This window comes from Variovorax sp. V116, from assembly GCF_041154435.1.
GTDB classification, from domain to species: Bacteria; Pseudomonadota; Gammaproteobacteria; order Burkholderiales; family Burkholderiaceae_C; genus Variovorax; species Variovorax paradoxus.
In genome coordinates this window covers 572,700-594,350 of sequence record NZ_AP028662.1, presented here as the reverse complement: position 1 = coordinate 594,350, position 21,651 = coordinate 572,700, and the positions used below count along the sequence as shown (strand labels likewise).

Annotated in this window: 15 protein-coding genes and 1 pseudogene; 10 read left to right on the top strand and 6 right to left on the bottom strand. The window is 61.9% G+C overall.

What is annotated here, in order from left to right; translation table 11 throughout:
- Nucleotides 1–424: 424 nt before the first annotated feature.
- Complete coding sequence (locus tag ACAM58_RS28780; protein WP_369665014.1) at nt 425–838, bottom strand: hypothetical protein; 414 nt, start codon at nt 836–838, stop codon at nt 425–427.
- Nucleotides 839–855: 17 nt separating this feature from the next.
- Nucleotides 856–2,496 (bottom strand): GMC family oxidoreductase, encoded by a 1,641-nt coding sequence (locus ACAM58_RS28775; protein ID WP_369665013.1) that lies wholly within the window; start codon nt 2,494–2,496, stop codon nt 856–858.
- 510 nt (nt 2,497–3,006) lie between these two features.
- On the opposite strand from ACAM58_RS28775, the gene ACAM58_RS28770 reads away from it, so the two are divergent.
- From ACAM58_RS28770 to ACAM58_RS28725, 10 genes and pseudogenes are all read left to right on the top strand, one after another.
- Nucleotides 3,007–3,765, top strand: a complete 759-nt coding sequence (locus ACAM58_RS28770; RefSeq protein ID WP_369665012.1) for an SDR family NAD(P)-dependent oxidoreductase — start codon at nt 3,007–3,009, stop codon at nt 3,763–3,765.
- Between the two features lie 37 nt (nt 3,766–3,802).
- Nucleotides 3,803–4,699, top strand: a complete 897-nt coding sequence (locus ACAM58_RS28765) for an amidohydrolase (RefSeq protein WP_369665011.1) — start codon at nt 3,803–3,805, stop codon at nt 4,697–4,699.
- A 651-nt stretch (nt 4,700–5,350) separates the two neighbouring features.
- A complete protein-coding gene (locus tag ACAM58_RS28760; protein WP_369665010.1) occupies nt 5,351–6,259 on the top strand; it encodes a LysR family transcriptional regulator in 909 nt (302 codons plus the stop codon).
- A 489-nt stretch (nt 6,260–6,748) separates the two neighbouring features.
- Nucleotides 6,749–9,364, top strand: a complete 2,616-nt coding sequence (locus ACAM58_RS28755) for a LuxR C-terminal-related transcriptional regulator (protein ID WP_369665009.1) — start codon at nt 6,749–6,751, stop codon at nt 9,362–9,364.
- Nucleotides 9,365–9,491: 127 nt separating this feature from the next.
- A pseudogene (locus ACAM58_RS28750) lies at nt 9,492–11,251 on the top strand (FAD-dependent oxidoreductase).
- Nucleotides 11,248–11,991 carry an SDR family NAD(P)-dependent oxidoreductase gene (locus ACAM58_RS28745; protein ID WP_369665008.1) on the top strand — a complete coding sequence of 248 codons (744 nt, stop codon included), beginning with the start codon at nt 11,248–11,250 and terminating at the stop codon, nt 11,989–11,991. Before ACAM58_RS28750 ends, ACAM58_RS28745 begins: the two are co-directional and overlap by 4 nt.
- A gap of 63 nt (nt 11,992–12,054) precedes the next feature.
- Nucleotides 12,055–12,930 (top strand): sugar phosphate isomerase/epimerase family protein, encoded by an 876-nt coding sequence (locus ACAM58_RS28740; RefSeq protein ID WP_369665007.1) that lies wholly within the window; start codon nt 12,055–12,057, stop codon nt 12,928–12,930.
- Nucleotides 12,931–12,961: 31 nt separating this feature from the next.
- Entirely contained in the window at nt 12,962–14,005 is a 1,044-nt protein-coding gene (locus tag ACAM58_RS28735) for a DctP family TRAP transporter solute-binding subunit (protein WP_369665006.1), read from the top strand.
- Nucleotides 14,006–14,022: 17 nt separating this feature from the next.
- Nucleotides 14,023–14,583: a TRAP transporter small permease gene (locus ACAM58_RS28730; protein WP_062365370.1), complete on the top strand. Its 561-nt coding sequence runs from the start codon at nt 14,023–14,025 to the stop codon at nt 14,581–14,583.
- 19 nt (nt 14,584–14,602) lie between these two features.
- Entirely contained in the window at nt 14,603–15,883 is a 1,281-nt protein-coding gene (locus ACAM58_RS28725) for a TRAP transporter large permease subunit (RefSeq protein WP_062364735.1), read from the top strand.
- A gap of 665 nt (nt 15,884–16,548) precedes the next feature.
- Here the strand turns inward: ACAM58_RS28725 and ACAM58_RS28720 are convergent.
- The 4 genes from ACAM58_RS28720 to ACAM58_RS28705 all read right to left on the bottom strand — a co-directional run bounded on the left by ACAM58_RS28720 (nt 16,549) and on the right by ACAM58_RS28705 (nt 21,607).
- The gene (locus ACAM58_RS28720) at nt 16,549–17,508 is read right to left on the bottom strand and encodes a Bug family tripartite tricarboxylate transporter substrate binding protein (protein ID WP_369665005.1); all 960 of its coding nucleotides are present in this window, start codon (nt 17,506–17,508) and stop codon (nt 16,549–16,551) included.
- A gap of 55 nt (nt 17,509–17,563) precedes the next feature.
- Nucleotides 17,564–18,772 carry a CaiB/BaiF CoA transferase family protein gene (locus ACAM58_RS28715; protein ID WP_369665004.1) on the bottom strand — a complete coding sequence of 403 codons (1,209 nt, stop codon included), beginning with the start codon at nt 18,770–18,772 and terminating at the stop codon, nt 17,564–17,566.
- A gap of 101 nt (nt 18,773–18,873) precedes the next feature.
- Nucleotides 18,874–20,013, bottom strand: coding sequence for a MaoC family dehydratase N-terminal domain-containing protein (locus ACAM58_RS28710; RefSeq protein ID WP_369665003.1), 1,140 nt, complete (start codon nt 20,011–20,013; stop codon nt 18,874–18,876).
- A 37-nt stretch (nt 20,014–20,050) separates the two neighbouring features.
- A complete protein-coding gene (locus ACAM58_RS28705; protein WP_369665103.1) occupies nt 20,051–21,607 on the bottom strand; it encodes an acyl-CoA synthetase in 1,557 nt (518 codons plus the stop codon).
- Between the last annotated feature and the right edge of the window lie 44 nt (nt 21,608–21,651).

The following is a 21,651-nucleotide window of genomic DNA, read 5'->3' as shown; positions in this document are numbered from 1 at the left end:
GAATGCGCCGTCAAGCACTGGCACCTCCACTCTGGTCAGCCCCATTCAGGAGGAACTGCATAACCGTGGATCCGCTTTGAGAAGTTGCCAGGTGCGAGGTGCCAGATGCAAGAGATGTAGGCGGGCGTCGACGGTCTGCACCCTGACCACCGCAGGAAGCGGGCGTCACGGCCCCCTTGTAGCTGACGCAGGAGCAGGAGCAGGAGCAGGAGCAGGAGCAGTTCGATGGGTTCGATGCGTTCGTGGCGCCATGAACCGCAATTGGGAAACGGCCCGCCAATGGCTTGGCAGGGCACTCGGTCTGCCGAGGTGTGGCGTTCAAGACCGCTTCGCGGACGCGCTGTGGGCGGCTTCCAGAAAGCGAGAAACAGACCGCAATCGCCCGGGAAACCGGTCCCCAGGGTCAAAGCAGTGGGGGTACCCGCTACACGATCACGTAGCAGGGCCCTCGTTCAATGATTGGTTCGATCGCTTCCATGATCTCGTCGTAGTCGACGTTCTCATAAAGCGCTTGGAAACCGGGGAAACGCAGCGCGGTCGTCACCTCGCTGGCTGTCAAGTAGGCGCCGGCAATAAAGCGGCCGACAATTTCCATCTGTGCGACAGGGACTGCGTTGATCACCTTGAGCGGATCGGCGGGGGTTTCGGCGGGGAGCGACGCAACAGTCTCATAGAACTTCGGGGCCAGGTCGGGTCGCGCCTCAAGCGCGCGCGGCAGCAGCTTAGTGATCAATTCAAGTTTGCTCGCCGACGGCATGTCGAGTTCGGCACTGCCTGGGATCATCGCATCGCACATCCAAGACAGTTGTGCTTCAATATCTTTGTAGTTGATCTGCATGATTCTGTGCCCCTGCCTTACTTGCTATGGCCCGACACCACTTGGGTGCGGCGGTTCTTGACGATACCGTCGGCTGCGCGCAAAGCCAGAGCCGCTACGGTGCCAGTTGGATTCACCGGACCTGAAGTCGGCATCACACTGCCATCGACAACGAACAGGTTGGGCACATCGTGTGCACGGTTCCAAGCGTCGACGACTGAGGTCATCGGATCGGTACCCATGCGTGCTGCCCCGAGGATGTGCCAGCCGGTTTCCCGCGAATCGGGAGCCTTGACGACCTCATAGGCTCCGGCTTCCTTGAACGACATTGCCGCGTGTTCTTCGTGCCATGCGACCAGCTTCTTCGAGTTCTCGTCGCAACGGTAGACGACCTTCGGGGCGGGAATGCCATCAGCGTCTTTGAGTGTCGAATCAAGGAGCACACGATTTTCTGGGTTCGGCAGGTCTTCTCCGATGATCGACCACATGCCCGAGTGGCCGAAGCGTTGCGAAACCGTCTTGTGGAACTCTTCGCCCCAGCCGGCCGGCTTGCCCCACGGCCAGACACCAATCTGGCTGAGTGGCCCGCCCGTACCCATGAGCTGCCACTTCGCCCCTCGATAGAAACCGACGTCAGGCTGAGTTTCCGTGAACTGTTGCGAATAGGCGCGCTGACCGGTCGGGCCTTGCCAGCTGTCGAAGAAGTCGTCGAAAAGGCCCATCACCATCCCATGCGGATGCATCATCAGATTGCGGCCCACCATGTCCGAACTGTTTGCTAAACCGGTCTGGAACCGTGCGCTGTGCGAGTTGAGCAAGATGCGCGGTGTTCCGATTCCGTTGGCGGCCAGAATGACAATCCGTGCGGACTGGAAATGTTCTTTGCCACTTTCCCGGTCAATGTAAGTAACGCCAGTGGCCATGCCCTGCGCGTCTGTCTCGACGCGAGAAACGCGAGCTCGCTGGATCAACTTCACGCCAAGCTTGATGTTGGTCGGCCAGTGAGTGCGGTCCGTCGACGCCTTTGCACCATCGAAGCACGCCGGCGCCATGCAGGCGCCGCGGCGCACACAAGGGGTCAACCCGTTGTTCTTTACGGTGGCGATCGCATTGGTACCTGGCCAGATGTGCCAACCCAGTCGCTTGTGCGCTGCAAACATCTTTTTGGTCAAGTCGCTCATCGGCATGGGCGGCAGAGGTGGGTCGAAAGGCGGATACGAAGGATCTCCGCCGACACCGGACACGGAGAACTGAAGCTCGGCTTGGGTGTAATAAGGAGCCAGATCCTCGTAAGTGAGCGGCCAGTCTTCTGCTACGCCGTCCAAAGTCTTGACTCGAAAATTGCTGGGCTGAAAGCGGTGCCACGCGGCTGCATAGATCACGGAACTGCCACCGACACCGTTCCACATAAAGGGGGCCACGTCGGATTCAGTGTCGTTGATCGGATAGTCTGCGCTGTTCATTCGGCGATTTGGATTCCAGTTGAATACTTGGTCACGCTTCAACTCGAAAGTGCTCTCGTCAAAATTAATCGACGTGTAGTTCGGGTACTCGCCTTGTTCTAGGCAAACCACCGACATTCCCGCTTTCGCCAGATGCATTGCAGCGACTGCACCGCTGGGACCAGAGCCCACGATGACCGCATCCACGGTCCCTCGACTATTTGCCGTAATATTCATAGCTAATTCTTGCCAAGTTACTATAACCAGTGCAATGAAATAGTCCGCCCGTCAGCCGGTCAGTTCTAATTCATTGCTTCCTGGCACACAGACAGAAGTGGCGCAATCTTGTCTCCGCCACAGCTTCTCGATCTCTGGTCAGAGGCTGGCGCCGCACTTCCCAGTAACCCGCCCTGTCTCCTGCTGTCATGGTATGGCCACTCACAAATGGGCCGCAATGCGACTTTTCAACTGACACCCATAGGCATTCTGAATTGGCCGAGTGGCATTCCTCCGAGCAGCTGGCACCTCCGTTTGCAGCCCAACCGATGGCCAGCCCTAATGGTTTACCCTACGCCGTAGTAAATCGCTGACTTGCAGAACGGCTCCTGCACGGTAGCCTTTTCCGCCGGCCGCTGAGGGGAAATACTACATAGGATCCGCCTATGGCAACCAAATCGAATTGCGTCTAGCTGTTGCTAAAGCCAATCAGTACGATCGGCCTCCTAATTTCACCTTTGGAGACCTAAATTGAACAACGTACTGAAAGATCGCGTCTTTTTGGTGACCGGCGCCGCCGGCGGTGTCGGCCGTGAAATCGTCAAACAACTCACCGAAGAGGGCGCGAAGGTTGTGGCGACCGATATCGCCGACAACGTGCACGAATTGGCTAAGGAATTTCCGAATGCCAAGATAATGACTACGGTGGGTGATGTCTCCAAGAGCGCCGACGTTGAGAAAATATTCAGCGCCGGCGAAGCCGAGTTTGGCCCTATTGAGTCGCTGATCAATAACGCCGGCTATATGATCGGCAAGGCTCTGCACGAAACTTCGGAAGAAGAGTGGGACGCAGTGATGACTGGCAACGCCAAGTCATTCTTCCTTTGCGCTAAGCGTGCGCTGCCGAACATGCTCAAGGCAGGCAAGGGCTCCATCACGGCGACAGGTTCGATCTCCAGTGTGGTCGGCTTGCCGTCACAAGCCGCCTACTGCGCTTCCAAGGGAGCCGTCCTCCAGTTTGTCCGCCAGCTGGCGGTGGAATACGCCGGTAACGGCATTCGTGTAAATGCCGTCGGTCCGGGCGCGATCAACACGCCTTTCCTCACCCGCTACCTCGCTGGCCTGCCGGATCCGGAAGCCGGCGCGAAGGCCGTGAAGGATGCCCACCCCATGAAGCGTTGGGCTGAGCCGGACGAAGTGGCCAAGGCTTTGATCTTCCTCGCGAGCGACAACGCTGCCTTCATCACAGGGCACATTCTGATGGTCGATGGGGGCTACGTTGCCGGCTGACGATCATTCTCGGCAACCTAGATAAAAGGAGTTGAACGTGGCAACTAAGGCGATCATCGACCCGCATCATCACCTGTGGGACCTGGAGAACTATTCCTATCCTTGGCTCTGTCAACCTGGTGAGCCTGTCGCGCCCATCGCTGGCAGTCTGAGGTCGATCATGAAATCCTATTCGCTTGCAGACTACAAGGAAGACTCCAAGCGTTGGAACGTTGTGAAGGACGTGCATCTCGATGCGCTCTCGTCAGACATCCTGGCCGAGACGCGGTGGCTTCAAAAGATGAAGGACGAAACCGGATCTCCGACCGCCATCGTCGCGCACGCCAACCTCGAGGACGACAATGTCGATGAGGTCCTGGCAGCTCATGCCGAGAGCAAGGCAGTGCGGGGGATTCGCCAAATCCTCAACTGGCATCCGAACTCAAAGTACAGCTTTGTCGAACGAAACGATCTGTTGACGGATCCCAAGTGGCTGCACGGCTTTGATCTCCTGGAGAAGTATTCCTTTTCCTTTGATCTTCAGCTCTATCCTCACCAAATGCCAGATGCGGCGAAGGTGGCGCGGGCCCATCAGGGGACGACCATCGTACTGAACCACACCGGCATGCCTTTGGACCGTGATCCAGCTGGCATTCAAGCGTGGCATGACGGCATGCAGGCGCTTGCTGCAAACCCGAATGTCAACGCCAAGATCTCGGGGTTGGGAATGGTCGATCCGGACTGGACGGTTGCCAGCATCCGGCCATTCGTCCTTGCGACCATCGAAATTTTCGGGGTTGACCGCTGCATGTTCGCGTCGAATTTCCCGGTCGACAAGATCTACTCGAGCTTCGATCGCATCTATGAGGCCTTCTTCGAACTGGTGGAAGGCATGTCTGAGACCGATCAGCGGAAGCTGTTTCACGACAACGCCCGGCGCGTGTACCGTCTTTGATCGGACATCACCGTCGCGATAGCCACCCATTTTTCCGGTGGCTATCGCTCTTTTGTTCGAGTCGCTTCGGGGTTGACGTGAATAGCCCGGGTTTCCAGCACCGCTGAGCCTCAAACCTGAGGCCACGAGGAGGCCTCGGTCTATCAAGTCGTGGCGCCAAGCCGGCGGATGTTGCCCCAGGCCACTGCAGCCGCGCTTCATCTTCAGCGATTCCAACCAATCCTGGGCCACGAACATCACCGAGATCCGCACTCACGAGGGCTGATGTTTCTGAGCCGGGCGATTTGTTCTCGCGCCATGTCATGGGCTTGTCCGTGGGCACCGCATCGTTACAGGACTCGGTGCTGGCGCCAAGCCGGGCCATACCAATTTCGCATGGATGTGTCGCAACAGATCATTTGTCGACATTCACCCTCACTCCTACACTTTCCCCCAGGGAGCAGGAGTCCACGAAATGATTGTCGATGGCCCGCGTGCAGCCATTGATGAACCACGCGCAGTCACGCGCGCTACCCCAGGCAAAGCGTCCTTCGAGTTCACCGATGTGGCCGTTCAGACCTCGGTGGGAACCGAGATGGACGCACTCTGCCCGCCGCTTTCCTGGCCTGGGCGATATTGCCTCTCTCGAGATCGACCGCCTCATTTCCGAACATGCTTCCAGACATTGACTCCATCGCCTTGTTCGTACTCGCTGCTGAACAACGCAGCTTGACCAAGGCTGCCGATGCTTATCACATAGGGTTAGCCGCGGCGAGTCGACGAATTGCATTGTTGGAGCATCGATTCAAGACAGCCTTGCTGGAGCGGTCGCCAAGAGGGGTGGAGCTCACCCCGGCTGGCACAGCCTTGCTGGTTCATGCCAAAGTCATGCTGGTTTTAATGAACCAGATGCAGGGAGAAATGAGCGACTTTGCTGCGGGGCGTCGTGGTGCCCTGCGCATATTGGCCAACACGTCTGCGATGACGGAGTCACTGCCGGATGATCTGTCCGACTACGCTCGCGCTCACCCCGATGTTCGACTGGTGGTCGAGGAGCGATGGAGTGCTGAGATCGTGAAGGCGCTGCTTGCGGCAGATGCTGACATCGGCATCGTTGTGGAAGGAATTCGGGTCGAAGGGCTAGATGTTTTTCCCTACCGAACGGATCGACTTGCAGTCGTGATGCCTGCTCGTCACGCGCTAGCCCTAAGGGAAGGTTTTCGTTTCCTGGAGGTTCTCGATCATGACATCATCGCTCTAGAGGGTGGATCTTCCATGATGCGACTGCTGGCTGAACAAGCGGTCGTGGCGGAAAAGATGCTGCAGCTGCGTATACAGGTTCGCAGCTTTGAGGCGGTATGCAAAATGGTTAAGGCCGGACTTGGCATCGGACTTTTGCCATTTCAAGCGGCAAGGACCATGGGGGAAGGAATGGGGCTGGTTGTGCGGCCACTTCCCGAAGATTGGGCGGAGAGAAAAATGCTCGTCTGCGTTAGGCGAGACCGTTCGGTCAACAGCTCGGTCGCCAGCTTGCTGGAGCATCTGACAGCCGTCGCTTCAGCAGCCGGTTCAGAAGCATAGGATTCAGTGGGGCGATGCTGTCAAGCTGATCTTCAACGCGCGCAAAAGTACCGGTCAATCGACCATCTCGCCGTTCATCTGTACTGCCACGACCGCGTCCCTGATTCAGAATAAGGAAGCGCTTGCAAACGAGAGGTTCTTGCCGTCCCTCCAAAGCTCCGCAGTACCCCAACTCCACCCTGCACGCCGCGGGCTCTACCCTTCGGTCCGATTCGACCAATGTCCCGACGCAAGGTAGGCATCGGCGGATGCGCTTTTGCAGTACGGCCGCTTGCCAAGTGCGCGGCCACACGATCTCCTCCGAGCGGCCACCAAGCATCCTCCCAAGCGGGCCCTGGTAGAGCAATCGTGCTGTAAGCTCAAGTACAACGGTCGATACCCACGCAGTCAAGCCAGATTGCGCAGCCCAAGTGCAAATGCCGCAGTTGGCGAGGCCCATGGCGCGAGCCCGGACTTCGAAACGGAATGCGAACCCCAGGTCAAACTCTCTTGTTGAAGGCAAAGCTTGCACTGCCGCCTGCGCAGCCGATGAGCTTGTCGCGTCCGCGCCTGCTTGATTTGATGGCCGGATCACTGAAGCAGCCGTTGACGCTTCTCTGCGCTCCAGCGGGATTCGGCAAGACCACATTGCTTTCGACCTGGGTCAACGAAGCCGTGGATCGACCTGCCGTGGCGTGGCTCGGCCTGGACGAGGACGACAGCGACCCGGTGCGCTTCTTCGACTATCTGAGAGCTGCCTTGCAAGGTGCCAGCGTCGAGGTGGGATGCTCGGCGACGGCCCCCCTCTCCGGGGCAGGCTCGCCGAGCCCGAAGGACCGGATGGCATCGTTGCTGGACGATCTCACCGAACTGGACCATCCAGTGGTACTGGTGCTCGACGACTACCAAGCGATCGACAACCCAGAACTCGATGCGGCGCTGACGTTTCTCGTCGAGCACCTGCCAGAGCATTTGCGTCTGATCGTCGCGACTCGCAAGGATCCGCAATGGCCGCTTTCCCGATGGCGTACGCGGCAATGGGTTGCCGACGTCGGAGTCGACCAGTTGCGATTCACGCCGGACGAAGCGATGGCATTCTTCGCCCGGAGCATGGGGCTGACACTCGATGCCGAATCGGCTCGGACGCTTGCAGCACGTACCGAAGGCTGGGTGGCGGGGCTTCAGATCGCTGCGCTATCGCTGCAGCGGCACATGCAGTCGCACGGGGCGGTGAACCTGGCACAGGTCGCCGCTGCATTCAGTGGTGAGCACAGGCATGTGATCGACTACCTGGCAGCCGAGGTCATGCGCCAGCAGCCTCAGGATCTGCAGGACTTCCTGCGAAAAACCTGCATCCTCGATCGCTTCTCTGCCGATCTTTGCGATGCGGTTACCGAGCGCACCGACAGCCGGCAAATGCTGGTCCGGGTGGAGCGCGCGAACCTTTTCTTGCGGCGGCTGGATGACCAGGGCCGCTGGTTCCGGTATCACCAGCTCTTGGCGGACTTTCTTCGCGAAGGCCTTGCCGAGTCGGAGAGGATCGAGTTGCACCGTCGAGCCAGCGCGTGGTTCGAATCTCACGGGATGGGAAAGGACGCGATCAAGCACGCGCTCGCGGCCCGCAGCGACGCGGATGCAGTGCGGCTCTTTCGCAGTCTCGTGGAGGACATGCTCGCCCGTGGCGAGTTGCCCACGCTGCTGGCATGGCTCGACATGCTGCCGGCATCCCTTGTGCGTCAGCATCAGGACCTTGCCGGGTATCAGGCGTGGCTTCTGTTCATGAGCGGCCGCACCGTAGAAGCCGAGGAGTACTACGCTCTAACTGGCGCGCCGAATGTGGCGGAAAGCTCCCAGGAACACAAGGGCATCCTGTTTGCACTCCAGGCCTTTCTCGCGATCACGTCGGACAACCCGGCCCGCGCGATCGAGCTGTCGCGCCAAGCGCTGGATCAGTTGGGAAGCAGCACCTCGTTCTTCCGGGTTTGGGCGCTTTTCTACCAGGGGTTGGGTCTGCTTCGCACCGGCCTGCCGAAGCCAGCCACCGAAATGCTGCGGCAAGCGCTTGAGCTGGGATGGGCCTTCGGGCATCGCATGACCGCGCTTGACGCGCTGGCCCATCTCGCACCGTTGATGAGCGCACAGGGCCAACTGCGCGAAGCGCAGCTGCTCTGCCGCACGTCGCTGGAGCGCTGTTCGCCTTCCGACGAAGCGCAGGCGCCCATCAGCGGCCTCATCCTGATACCGATGGGCATGCTGGCATATGAACGAAACGAATTGCAGGAGGCGGTCGAGCTGCTTGAGGCGGGTGTCGCGCTGTGCGGGCAGCTTGGCAACCTGTACCACACGCTGGCCGGAGAGTGTGCTCTCGCCAAGGTCCACCATGCACGCGGTGCGCGCGAGCAGGCGTGGAATGCATTGGCGGCGGCCCAGGATCTGGCGGATCGCTCGCGCAATCCACGGCGCCAGCGCATGGTGCGCATCGCCATCGCAGACCTGCAGCTTCGCGAGGGCAACGTCGCCGCGGCGAACCAGACCTTCGAGGAGATTCGCGGCGCGGTCGAGTCATCGGTCGAAGGACAACTCCTGCACGCTCGCTTGCTGCTCGCGAGCAACCATGCGCTTGCCGCGCTCCGCATACTCGGCACGGTCGAGGTGTCATGTCGCAGCCAAGGGCAAGCCGGCCTGCTCGTCACGGTCCATGTGCTACAGGCGTTGGGGCATCGCGCCAACGGCGGCCGAGGCGCAACGCTCGAACATCTCGAGAGGGCCGTGTCGTTGGCCGCTTCGGGCGGCTATGTTCGCCCTTTCCTCGACGGGGATGCCGCATTGGCCGGACTGCTGCGCCAAGTGAGCAGCGCTGCGCCAGCGTTTGTCAGCGGCCTGCTCGAACAGTTCCGCCAGCCGGCGGACGAAGACGTTGTCGAGGCGAATACGGCAGGACTCACCGGGACCCAGCTCGAGGTGCTACGCCTGGTCAGTCAAGGCCTTGCCAATCAACAGATCGCGACGCAGCTCGTGATCACGTTGGGTACGGCCAAGTGGCACGTCAGCCAGATCTTCGAGAAGCTCGGCGTGCGCAACCGTGCCCAGGCAATTGCCAAGGCGCGCCAGTCGAAGCTCCTGTAGGTGTTTACCCGCCACGGGGCATCCAACCTATCTTTCGGCAGGTGGCGGATAGGCGAGATTTCGCCGCCGGATCACTAAATTCTGCTCTCGCGACGACGGTGGGTCGTTGCAAGAACAGGAGACACGAATGTCGGAGCCCAGGGCAAGCGAGACGCGCGGCGAAGCCGCGTCGCTGCAGTGCGACCTGCTCGTGGTCGGCTCCGGAGCGTCAGGCTTGGCGGCAGCCGTGACAGCCGCGTGGCATGGCCTCAAGGTGGTGGTGGTGGAAAAGGAAGCCGTCTTCGGCGGTGCCACGGCGTGGTCGGGTGGTTGGATGTGGGTTCCTGGCAATCCACTCGCCCAGCGTGCTGGTATCCATGAAGACCCGCAGCAGCCGCGAACCTATCTCCGGAATGAACTGGGCGCGCGATATGACGCTGCGCGGATCGATGCGTTCCTCGACAACTGCCCGCGCATGGTCGCCTTTTTCGAGGAACACACCGACCTGCAGTTCGTCGATGGGAACGCCATTCCCGATATCCACGGGAACGTGGCAGGCGCCGGCACACAAGGCCACCAAGTCATCGCCGCGCCATACGACGGCCGCGAACTCGGTCCATTCGTGCAGCGCCTGCGCAAGACAATGCGCGAAACCTCGTTCATGGGCATGCCGATCATGGCGGGCGCCGACCTCGCGGCCTTCCTGAACATGACACGCTCGCTGAAGTCGCTGCTCCACGTGAGCAGGCGCTTCATCCGGCACCTGATGGACTTGGCGCTGTATGGACGTGCGATGCAATTGGTCAATGGCGTCGCACTCATCGGCCGGCTGGCGAAGTCCGCCGAAAAACTGGGCGTGACACTCATCGAGTTGGCGCCTGCAAAGCGCTTGATCGTGGAGACCGCGCAGTGCGCGGTGCCATCGTGGCGTCGGCACGAGGCGATATCGAAATTCGCGCGGCCCAAGGCGTGGTCCTGGCGGCAGGCGGATTCCCCCATGACGCGAACCGCCGCAGGTCGCTGTTCCCTCGCACACCGACCGGCGAAGAGCATCTCGCGTTGCCGCCCACAGGATGCGCCGGTGACGGCATCAGCCTCGGCGAATCGGCAGGCGGGTGCCTGGTGACGGATCTCGCTTCACCCGTGGCCTGGGCGCCGGTCTCACGGGTTCGACATGGCGATGGCAGCGTCGGGCACTTCCCGCACATCATTGATCGGGCCAAGCCTGGGCTGATTGGCGTGCTGTCGGATGGCAAACGATTCGTGAACGAAGCCGATGGCTACTACGACTACACCGCTGCCATGGTCGCGAAAGCGCCCGAAGGTCAGGAGGTCGCGTCGTGGCTGATTTGCGATCACCGCTTCCAGAGGCGCTATGGCCTCGGCCATGCACGCCCATTCCCGATTCCTGTCGGACCTTCCATCCGAAGCGGCTATCTCCAGCGAGCCGACACCCTCGAGGACCTTGCCGAGCGCTGCGGCATCGACGCCGCGGGCCTGGTCGAAACCGTTGGTCGCTACAACCGGCACGCGCGCCGGGGCGACGACCCGGAGTTCGGCCGTGGCTCCACGCCCTACAACCGCAAGCAGGGGGACCCGCGATACGCGGGGCCGAACCCGTGCGTGGCACCGATCGAGCAAGGACCCTTTTATGCCGTGAAAGTGCTGCCCGGCAGTTTCGGAACCTTCGCCGGCCTCAAGACGAATGGCGCGGCCCAGGTGCTCGACCGAAGCGACCGGCCGATCGCCGGCCTGTACGCCGTGGGGACGGACATGGCCAGCGTGATGGGCGGCCACTACCCATCCGGCGGCATCAATCTCGGCCCGGCCATGACCTTCGGATACATCGCGGGCCGCCACGCAGCGGGCTTCGAATTTTCGCAACACAGCATCAGGAACAGCCAGTGAGCACGACAAATCATCCAATTCAGACCGCCATCGTCACCGGTGGCGCCCGCGGGCTCGGGCTCGGCATCGCCAAGCGATTGGCCTCGGAAGGACGCAGGATCATCCTGTGGGATCTGGATTTCGAGAACTTCGCCACATCCCAGGCCGGCTTCGAACCTTTGTTGATGCAGCAGGTCAATGTGGCCGACCTGCCGTCCGTGGCGAAGGCGTTCAACGAGGCCCGGTTGGCGGCCGGGCGCGTCGACATCCTGATCAACAACGCGGGCATCAACGGCCCCATCGCCCCCACGTGGGAGTACCCCGTCGACCAGTGGCAGCGCGTGCTCGATATCGACCTGACCGGGGTCTTCAACTGCTGTCGCACGGCGATACCGCACTTGATCGCGAACGGCTATGGCCGCATCGTCAACGTCGCGTCGGTCGCCGGCAAAGAGGGTAATCCGAATGGAAGCGCCTATGCCGCAGCCAAGGGTGGCGTGATTGCCTATACGAAATCGATCTCGAAGGAGCTCGCGCAATCCGGTGTGCTGGTCAACTGCGTGGCGCCGACGATGGCCGAGACCGACCTGCTCAAGCAGATGACGCCCGACTTCATTGCATCGATCAAGGCGAAGATTCCGATGCGGCGGCTCATGGAGATCGAGGAGCTCGCGGCGATGGTCGCGTGGATCGCGAGCGCGGATTGCAGCTTCACGACCGGCTTCACCTTCGACCTGACCGGCGGGCGAGCAACCTATTGATATACGCAGGTGCCACTCCGAACGAGCCAGGCTCGCGCAGTCCCCCCAACGCTCCCATCAGCCATGATCAAAGAAGCCCAACTTAGCGACATCTCTCTGGCCAACCTCACGGTCGGCCGCACCCCGCCAGTCGAACTGATTCGCGCGGCAGCCGGTGCGGGCTTCGGCAAGGTCGGCTTGCTGCTCATGACCGCGACTGCACAGCCGCTGCAGCATGAAGTCATCGGTCGGCCCGATGTGATCCGAGAGATCAAGGCCGCTTGCAAGGACACAGGTGTCGGCGTCTTCGACGTAGAGGCCTTCGTTCTGTCCCCGCAAACCGATATGGAGCGCTTCAGGCCCGCGCTGGAACTCGGGGCCGAACTCGGCGCGACGCACATCTCTTCAATCGGCACGGAGTTCGCGGACAACGCGACCTTCCTGTCGCGAGAACAGCGCACCGAACTGTTCGGACGCCTGTGCGACGAGGCCGCCCAATTTGGACTCACCGTCGGCGTCGAATTCATGATGTACCGGGACATCCAGACTTGGCGAGATGCTTTAGAGATGATCGAGGCGGCGGGACGCGCGAATGCCGGCCTGATCTTGGACGTCCTGCACTTCTTCCGTGCCGGTGCGGCGACGTCCGATCTGCTTCAGATACCGGTGGAAAGAATCGCCTACGCGCAGTTGTCCGACTGCCTGGCGGCGCCCTTGCCACCGGAGAAGCTGGCCACGGAAGCACGCGGCTCCCGGCTGCATCTCGGCGAAGGCGCGATACCGCTGCAACAGATACTCGATCTGCTCCCGGCCGGCCTCCAGCTGGTCATCGAGACACCCGTTGCGACCGAAGCCGGTCTCTCAAAGCTTGAGCGCGCCAAGTCGGCGGCCAAGCACACGACGGGCTTCTTCCAGGCGCATTCCTGCGCACCGCGCGTGCCGGCCGTACCGCATCCATAGATCAATCCAAGCACTTAACGCACCGGAGACAATGATGGTCATTCGTACACAAAAAACGAGTTCAACGCGGTCGATTCTCAAAGGGATCGCAGCCGCACTTTCCTGTGGCCTGGTCCTGGTAGCGAGCCATGCGCAAGCGCAGATCAGGGAGCACAAGGTCAAGCTTTCATTCGTCACGGCCGCCGACACGGGCGCCCTCAACGGCGTCGACAAGTTCGTCGAACTGGTAAAGCAAAAGAGCGGCGGCAAGATCGAGATCAAGGTGTTCCCCAACGGCACCTTGGGAGGTGACGTCCAGTTGATCTCCTCCTTGCAGGGCGGCACCATCGACATGAGCGTGATGGGTACCAATGCGCTCGTCGGCGTCGTTAAGGAATTCGGCCTGCTCGATTTCCCGTTCCTGCTCGACAACGACAAGGAAGCGTCGAGCCTCATCGATGGGCCCGTGGGCAAGCAGATGTTCGACAAGCTCGCTGCCAAGGGCGTGGTCGGCATGCCGATCTCGGCCTTCGGGTTCCGGCATCTCCACAACAGCAAACGGCCCATCAACAAGGCGGATGACGTCCAAGGGCTGAAGCTGCGTGTGATCCAAAGCCCTGTGTACGTCGACCTGATGGGCGCACTCGGCGCCAATCCGGTGGCCATGTCCTTCACGGAGGTTTACAACGCGATGGAGCAGAAGGCCATCGACGGAATGACCAATACCGCGCTGATCGCCTCGAGCATGAAAGCGTACGAAGTGCAGAAGTACATGTCGCTGACAGCGCACATGTACAACTACATCGTTCTGCTCGTCAGCGGAAAGAGCTGGGATCGGTTCAATGCCGACGAAAGGGCGCTGATCACCCAGGCCGCGACGGAAGCGAAGGAGTTCCAGCGAAAAAAGATTCCGGAGTACACCTCCCAAGCACTGGCGGTGCTCGCCAAGAACGGCATGGTCGTGAATGACGTGCCGCCGGCCGAACGGGCCAAGCTGCGCGAGAAGGCCAAACCGGTCGTCGACAAGTATGCCGGTGTGGTGGGCGAAGCGCTGGTCAAGGAAGCCCACACCGAACTGGCCAAGCTGCGCAAGTGATCGACGGGAGCCCCATCGTGAACAGACTCATCGACACTTTGTGCCGTCTCTTCGAAACACTGTTGGTCATCTTGCTTGCACTGATGGTGATCCTGGTGTTCGGCAATGTCGTGCTGCGATACGCGCTGAACTCGGGCATCGCAGTGAGCGAAGAAGTCTCGAGGTGGCTGTTCGTCTGGATGGTCTTCCTGGGTGCTGTCGTTGCCCTGAAGGAGCACGGGCATCTGGGAACCGACATGCTGGTGTCGCGCCTGCCGCTGGTGGGGAAGAAGGTGTTCGCGGTGGTTGCGCACGTGATGATGCTTTATGCCACCTGGCTGTTGTTCTCGGGCAGTTGGGACCAGGTCGTCATCAATCGCGAGGTACTGGCACCCGTGTCGGGCGCCTCGATGGCACTCTTCTACGGATCCGGTCTGGTCTTCGCGGGCTGCAGCGCGCTCCTGCTGCTCATGCAGCTCTGGCTGATCGTCTCGGGCACCGCCACTGAAGCTGACCTGAGCATGAGCCAGGAAAGCGAAGAGCTGGCCCAGCTTGAAGCGTTGCACCTCGATCCGAATCAGACCATCAAGAAGCAATGACCGCGCGGAGACCTACGACATGACCATTTTCATCTTCATCGGCTCGCTGCTCGGCGTGATGGCACTGGGCGTCCCGATCGCCTACGCCCTGCTGCTCTCTGGCGTGGCCCTGATGTGGCACCTGGGCATCTTCGACGCGCAGATCCTGGCCCAGAACGTCATCAATGGCGCCGATTCGTTCCCGCTGCTGGCCGTTCCCTTCTTCATGCTTGCGGGCGAGATCATGAATGTGGGGGGTCTTTCCCGACGCATCGTCAACCTGGCGCTCCAGCTCGTCGGTCATCGACGCGGCGGTCTTGGCTACGTGGCCATCGTCGCCGCGTGCATCATGGCGGCGCTGTCGGGCTCGGCCGTGGCAGACACCGCGGCGCTGGCTGCGCTGCTGCTCCCGATGATGGTACGGGCGGGTCATGACAAGGGCCGCGCAGGCGGGCTCATTGCATCCGCAGGCATCATCGCCCCGATCATTCCGCCATCCATTGGCTTTGTGATCTTCGGCGTTGCGGCCAACGTATCGATCTCCAAATTGTTCCTGGCCGGCATCGTGCCGGGACTGCTGATGGGACTGGGCATCGCCATCACGTGGTATCTGGTGGCCAGCAAGGAGGACATTGTTCCGCCGCCTAAGGCAACCTGGCCAGAGCGCATTCAAGCGCTGAAGGAGTCCACCTGGGCGCTGGTGCTGCCGATCATCGTCATCGTGGGTTTGAAGTTCGGTGTCTTCACGCCGACGGAGGCGGCTGTCGTTGCCGCCGTATATGCGCTGCTGGTGTCGACGTTGGTGTACCGTGAACTTTCGCTGAAGCAACTGTATGGGGTGTTCGCAAGTGCCGCGAAAACCACGGCGGTGATCATGTTCCTGACTGCGGCCGCCATGGTGTCGGCCTGGCTCATCACCGTCGCCGATATCCCGGCGCAGACGGTGGATCTGCTGAAGCCCTTCATGAGCAATCAGACCATGCTGCTGATCGCCATCATGGTGCTGGTCATGTTGGTCGGAACGGCGATGGACATGATCCCTACCGTCCTCATTCTCACGCCCGTGCTGATGCCCGTCATCAAGGCCGCGGGCATCGACCCGATCTACTTCGGTGTTCTCTTCATCATGAACAATGCCATTGGCCTGATCACGCCACCGGTGGGTACGGTACTGAATGTGGTGGCGGGAGTCGGCCGGATGAAGCTGGACGAAGTCACCAAAGGAGTGCTCCCCTTCATGCTCGCGGAATTCATCGTGATGTTCGTGCTGGTGTTCTTTCCATGGCTAGTGACAGGTCCTGCGAGATGGTTTAGCGGTTGAATCTGGCGGCGCGCGGGATTCAGTTCGACGCCGAGCTCCATGCTTTGGACAAGGTCATTGCCCAGATGCCGAGTCCATCCTCGGCTACCAGGCCGAAGAGAGTCGGGAAAATCATGCGGCAAGACTCGTCTCCAACGTGCACTGCTGTAGAAACGATGCCCCCGTGAGGCATGCCGCTCCGCTTGCGCAGACCGGTTTTCTTTTTGTCTCTCAAGAACAGAGTTTCAGCGGCTGCGTTGGCCGCCCTATGGCCTCCGTGAGCGCCAGCCAAAGAATCGGACTGCTGCGCGCGGATATCGATGTTCTTGACGGCGACGAGGTGCGCTATGGATCTGCGCCGTTTGACCTACTTCGTTGCTGCTGCGGAACGGCACCTGGGCCGGCCGCGGAGCGCTTGCACCTCTCTCAGCCACCGCTGTCTCCAGCCCTGGACGCGGCGTCGAGAGCGCCGGACGCAAGAGGATCGCGCAGGGCGAATCGCAACCCAGAAACGACGCTCGCTACCAACCAAAAGGGCCGGAAGACTCGAGTTCTGCCCGAGTGCTTCTTTTGGTTTGAAAGCAGAGTTCCGGATCCGACCGGCAAGGTATACCTGTCGATCGTCATCCACCGCTTGGGTGCCTTGTGATCAGCTGGCCCATTGCCTCGTCAATCAAACACGAGCTTCACTCGAGCTTCATCCCGGCACTCTTGATCAGAGGACCCCACTTGTCGCGCTCGCTGCGGGCGAAGCGGTCCAGGCTGTCGGGCGCGCCGCCCGCAGCTTCGTGACCGAGTTCCAGGAGACGCTGCCGCGCCTCGGGCAGTGCCAGGATCTTTGCAATCTCTGCGTTGAGCTTCTGAACAATGGCGGCAGGCGTCCCACGAGGCGCATAGAGCCCGTTCCAAGCGACCACCTGGAATCCCTCCAGCCCCTGGGCCGTTGCGGGCTGGATACCCGGCAGAAGCGCCGACTCCTTGAGGGAGGTCACCGCCAATGCCTTCAGCTTGCCAGTGGCAACAAAGGGCCGCGCCGCGCTCGCCGTATCGATGGCCACCAGCACCTGTCCGCCCATGAGATCGGTCATCGAAGTGCCAGAGCCTTTGTACGGCACCGCCCGCATCAGGGCGCCGCTTTGCTTCTGGATGAGTTCCTGAACCAGGCGCGAAGTCGTGCTCGGGAGCCCGACATTGATTGCATCAGGCCGCGCCTTTGCATCGGCCAGCAGATCCGCCATGGTCTTGTACGGCGCGTTGGGGTTCGCAAGAATCACCATGGGGAACGTGCTGATCAATGCCACCGGCTCGAAGTCCTTGACCGGATCGAATGGCATCGAGGGATAGAGGAACTGATTCAGCACATGCGTGCCATTGGTCCCCATGAGCAGGGTGTAGCCATCGGGGGCGGCCCGCGCGGCTTCCGCGGCGCCGATGTTGCCGCCCGCGCCCGCACGGTTCTCCACGACCAGAGGCTGCCCCAGCGCACGGCCGAGATGCTCGGCCAGATAGCGCGTTGCGACGTCGGTCCCCTGCCCGGCCTGGTACGGAACGACGATGCGTATCGGCTTCGTGGGATAGGTCTGAGCCAAGGCAGAATGGCTCGAGAACGCCAGCAGGGCCAGCAAGATTCCAGTGATGCGCTTCATGACATAGTCTCCAGATATTGTTGTGCGGGCTGTCCGCCCTGTCTCGAGGCACTGCTTACGGGCAGACGCCGGTCTCCTGCAAGTGGTTGATGTGTCCTTCATCGAGTCCCGCTTCACCGAGGACCTCTCGCGCGTGTTGTCCGAAGCGTGGGGGAGGCCCGGTCGGCCGGCCGGGTGTTTGCGAGAGGCGAACCGGAACGCCGATGCCCTGGTAACCCTCGAGCTTCACCTGCATGCCACGGTGCACGGCGTGCGGTTGCGAGAAGGCCTCGAGCACCGTGTGCACCGGCCCTACTGGCACGCCGCTTCGCATGAGCGTGCTGCACACCGACTCTCTCGGCCATCCTGAAAGTACAAGCTCGATGCGGCTTCGCAGCTCATCGCGGTGTTGCAGCCTCGCGGCGTTGCTCGCAAATCGTGGGTCGTCGATCAGCTCGTCGAGCTGCACGACGCTGCAGAACTTCGCGAACTGGCGGTCGTTGAGAATTCCGAGAAAGACCAGTCCGTCCTGGCACTGGAACTTGTCGTAGGGAGCGATGTTCGGATGCGCGCTGCCCAGCAAGCCCGGAACCTGGTCGGAGTACATCCAGTTCGCCGCGTGCGGCACCAGCAAGCTCAGAGCGGTGTCGAAGAGCGTGGCTTCCACGCGTTGTCCGCAGCCCGTTCGATCGCGGTGGTGCAGCGCCAGCAGGATGCCCGTGAGGGCGCTGTAGCCCGTCAGGTGATCGACGATCGGAATGCCCATGCGCGTCGGCCCCGACGACGGATCGCCGTTGACGCTCATGATGCCGCACATCGCCTGCAGCACCGCGTCGTAGCCCGGCAATCCGCCCAGTGGACCGTCTGCGCCGAAACCGGAGATCGAGCAGTAGATCAGGCCGGGAAAGCGCGGCTTCAACTCATCCTCGAAGTCCAAACCCCACCGCTGCATGGTGCCGGGGATGAAGTTCTCCACCAGCACGTCGGCATCCTGCAGCAGATGCAGCAGCGTCTCGCGGCCTTCGGGGTGGGCCAGGTTCATGGCCATGCCGCGCTTGCCGCGGTTCACCGCCGTGAAGTAGGCCGCGTCGCCTTCTTCGTCGAACGGCGGGCCGAGCGTGCGCGTCTCGTCGCCCGAGGGCGGTTCGATCTTGATCACCTCGGCGCCATGGTCCGAAAGGATCTGGGTGCACAAGGGTCCAGCCAGGACCCTCGACAGGTCGATGACGCGCAGCCCGGCGAGCGCGCCGTGCCCAGGGGCACTTCGCTTGGACGAATTTGGCATGGCCGATCTCGAGAGGCACCGCCGCGGTGAACTGGCGTGAGCCAGCCGCCGGGGCGATCCCGGTTGCTAATCAATGGGCACCCCGTGCGGGGTGCGATGGCTCAGCCGCGCGTGGGCAGCTCGACCACGCCGGAGCCGAGCACGGAAAGCTCGTCGTCCTGGTTGTGGGCTTCCTGCGAAATCTCCACCAGGTGGCGCCCGTTCTCGACGAACTTGCGCTTGACGTGCCCCTTGATGAACAGCATGTCGCCCTCGGGGTTGTGGCGGCGGATCTTGCAGTGCGCCTTGCGCAGGAAGCCGTCGTCGCCGGCCCAGTTGGTCAGGTGGTGCGTGAGCCACGAGGTGCGTTCGGGACCGTAGTCGTAGGCACCGGGCGCGCCGACTTCCAGTGCGAAGTCCTCTTCCCAGTGCACGCGCTCCGGCACGTCCGGAATGCCGAAGCGATTCGTGATGCCCACGCCCGGATGCGCGTCGATCAGCTTCCACGCCAGCTTGTTCGCGCGGATGTACAGGCCGCCCCATCCCTGCGCATACGCGATGAAGCCCGTGACGGTCATCGGTCCCTTGAACATGGTCGGCAGCGCCTCGCCCTCCTTCACGTCCTCCCAGTAGCGCGTCGTGCTGCCCCGCACCTCCTCCTTGGCGTAGAGTTTGTAGGCCTCCTGGATTTCTTCGGTCGTGTAGCGGCGCGGCGCTTTCGCACGCACCTCCTTGTACTTGCTTCCCTGCTCGCGGGCGTGGTCCCGCTCGGTGCGGAAGCACCAGCTGTCCGCCTCGGCGACCTTGTCGCCATGCTGATTGAAGAAGTCGACGTGGTAGGTCTGCTGGACCGCGCGGCCGGCGAACCTGGTCTGATGCTCGACCAGGTCCTTGAGATAGGCCTCGGTGCGGATCGTGTCGTTGCGATGGACGGGCTTGTGCCACTCCCAGTCCGCGCCCGACCACATGGCATGCACACCCGGCAGTCCGCCGACATAACCGGAAACGATGCGGCTCGTCGAGAAGAGGAAGCTCGGCAGCGCGATGATGCCGCCGTACTTCGACTTTGCCGCGTAGTCGGGATCGCACCAGAGCGGGTTGTCGTCGCCGATGCCGTGCGCGTAGTGCCGGATGTTGTCGCGCGTCGCTTCATAGCACCACGGCTCGGCGGTGGCGCCGATCTTCTGGCCGATGCGCTCGCGCAGCTCGTCCAGGCCGTTCTCGGTGATCTTGGGGAAGGTTCTTTCGGTGGTGGTGGACATGCCGTCTCCTGTTGAATGAATGGAATGAAGGGGTGGGTCAGGAACTGGTTGCGGCGCTGGCGGCTTCCTGCTCGCGCAGCTTTTTGCGGTGGATCTTTCCGGCGGGCGTCTTCGGCAGCTCCGTGACGAAGCTCACCTGCCGCGGGTATTCGTGCTGGCTCAGGCGGGTGCGGACCGCGTCCTGGATCTCCTCGACGAATTTCTCTCCGGCGGGACGATCCGAAACGACGAACGCCTTGACGACCAGGCCGCGCAGCGCATCCGGTACGCCGATGGCCGCGGCCTCCTTGACGTCGGGGTGCTTCAGGATGGCGTCCTCGACCTCGACCGCGCCGATCGTCCAGCCTGCCGAGATGATCACGTCGTCGGCCCGGCCGCCGTGCCAGAAGTAGCCGTCCTCGTCGACCCGGCCCAGGTCCTTGGTGGGCACCCATTCGCCGCGGCGCCAGAGCTTCAGTTCGCCGGTCGCGCCGGGCGCGCAAGGCTTTCCGTCAGCGTCCTGCACCTGGACGCGAAGCCCCGGAATCGGCTTTCCGAGCGATCCCGCCTTGACGGGAAAGTCCGGTGCGCCGGGGTAGGACACAAGGCACACGCCGATCTCGGTCGTGCCGTACATGCTGCAGGCCTTGTGGCCGAAGGTCGCCTCGATGAATGCGGCGGTTTCGCTGTCGATCGGCTCGCCGGTGAAGGACACCTTCTCGAGGAAGTAGCGATGCTTCGCGGCCGCACCCGAGTTGCGCATCATCCGGTAGTGGGTCGCCGCGGCCGACAAGGTGTTGAAGCGATGCGCCTCCAGGGCCTGCAACAGCCGCTCGCCACTGAACTTGCCGGCATAGGCGCCGATCGTGACACCCATCGCGAGCGGCCCCAGAGTCCCATGCCAGAGGCCGTGGCCCCACGCCGGCGACGACGGACACATGAACCGATCGCCGGGCCTCACGCCCGTTCCATACAGCGCCGCGAGCATCAGGGTCACGATGGCGCGATGCGTGTGTTTGACCGCATCGGGCAACTCCCTCGTGGTCCCGGAGGTGTATTGAAAGATGGCAAGGTCGTCCGCTCGCGTGTGGACCTCGAAGGTGGACGAGAAGCGGCCCAGTGAATCGAGGAATGCCTCGTCGGCCACGAGCACCTTCATCTCGTCGCCGGCGGGAACGACTTCCGACTTTTCGGCGTTGGTCACGACCAGGCGGGGCTTGCAGTCCTGCACCCGAAGGCGGATTCCGTCCGGACCGAACAGCGTGAACATCGGGACCGCGATGGCGCCCATCTTCATCGCGCCGAAGATCGCCACGTAGAACGCCAGCGACGGCTCGAGCATCACGGCGACGCGGTCACCCGCCTTGACGCCCTCCTCGACCAGAAAGTGCGCGAACCGCGAGGAGGCCTCGGAAATCTGCCGGAAGCTGATCGATTCGTCGTCGCCCGCCGCACGGACGAGCACGACGGCTTCGCCCGCATCGACATGGCGATCGATGCACTCGTGCGCAATGTTCATGACCTGCGCATCGCCGTCGAAAAGCTCCCACAGTCCCGCCGCGCTGCAGTGGGCTTGCGCATCCGCGTAGGAGGTGTAGTGCGTCAGGTTCGTCATTGCCGTCTCTCGTCTTGCTTGCTGATGAAGAGACTTTGCGCGCC

What these genes read in the sequence shown, in the direction of transcription:
- ACAM58_RS28720 (WP_369665005.1), bottom strand. Translation starts at nt 17,508, where the DNA reads ATGAAGCGCATCACTGGAATCTTGCTGGCCCTGCTGGCGTTCTCGAGC.
- ACAM58_RS28780 (WP_369665014.1), bottom strand. Translation starts at nt 838, where the DNA reads ATGCAGATCAACTACAAAGATATTGAAGCACAACTGTCTTGGATGTGC.
- ACAM58_RS28710 (WP_369665003.1), bottom strand. Translation starts at nt 20,013, where the DNA reads ATGTCCACCACCACCGAAAGAACCTTCCCCAAGATCACCGAGAACGGC.
- ACAM58_RS28715 (WP_369665004.1), bottom strand. Translation starts at nt 18,772, where the DNA reads ATGCCAAATTCGTCCAAGCGAAGTGCCCCTGGGCACGGCGCGCTCGCC.
- ACAM58_RS28760 (WP_369665010.1), top strand. Translation starts at nt 5,351, where the DNA reads ATGCTTCCAGACATTGACTCCATCGCCTTGTTCGTACTCGCTGCTGAA.
- ACAM58_RS28775 (WP_369665013.1), bottom strand. Translation starts at nt 2,496, where the DNA reads ATGAATATTACGGCAAATAGTCGAGGGACCGTGGATGCGGTCATCGTG.
- ACAM58_RS28725 (WP_062364735.1), top strand. Translation starts at nt 14,603, where the DNA reads ATGACCATTTTCATCTTCATCGGCTCGCTGCTCGGCGTGATGGCACTG.
- ACAM58_RS28740 (WP_369665007.1), top strand. Translation starts at nt 12,055, where the DNA reads ATGATCAAAGAAGCCCAACTTAGCGACATCTCTCTGGCCAACCTCACG.
- ACAM58_RS28735 (WP_369665006.1), top strand. Translation starts at nt 12,962, where the DNA reads ATGATGGTCATTCGTACACAAAAAACGAGTTCAACGCGGTCGATTCTC.
- ACAM58_RS28705 (WP_369665103.1), bottom strand. Translation starts at nt 21,607, where the DNA reads ATGACGAACCTGACGCACTACACCTCCTACGCGGATGCGCAAGCCCAC.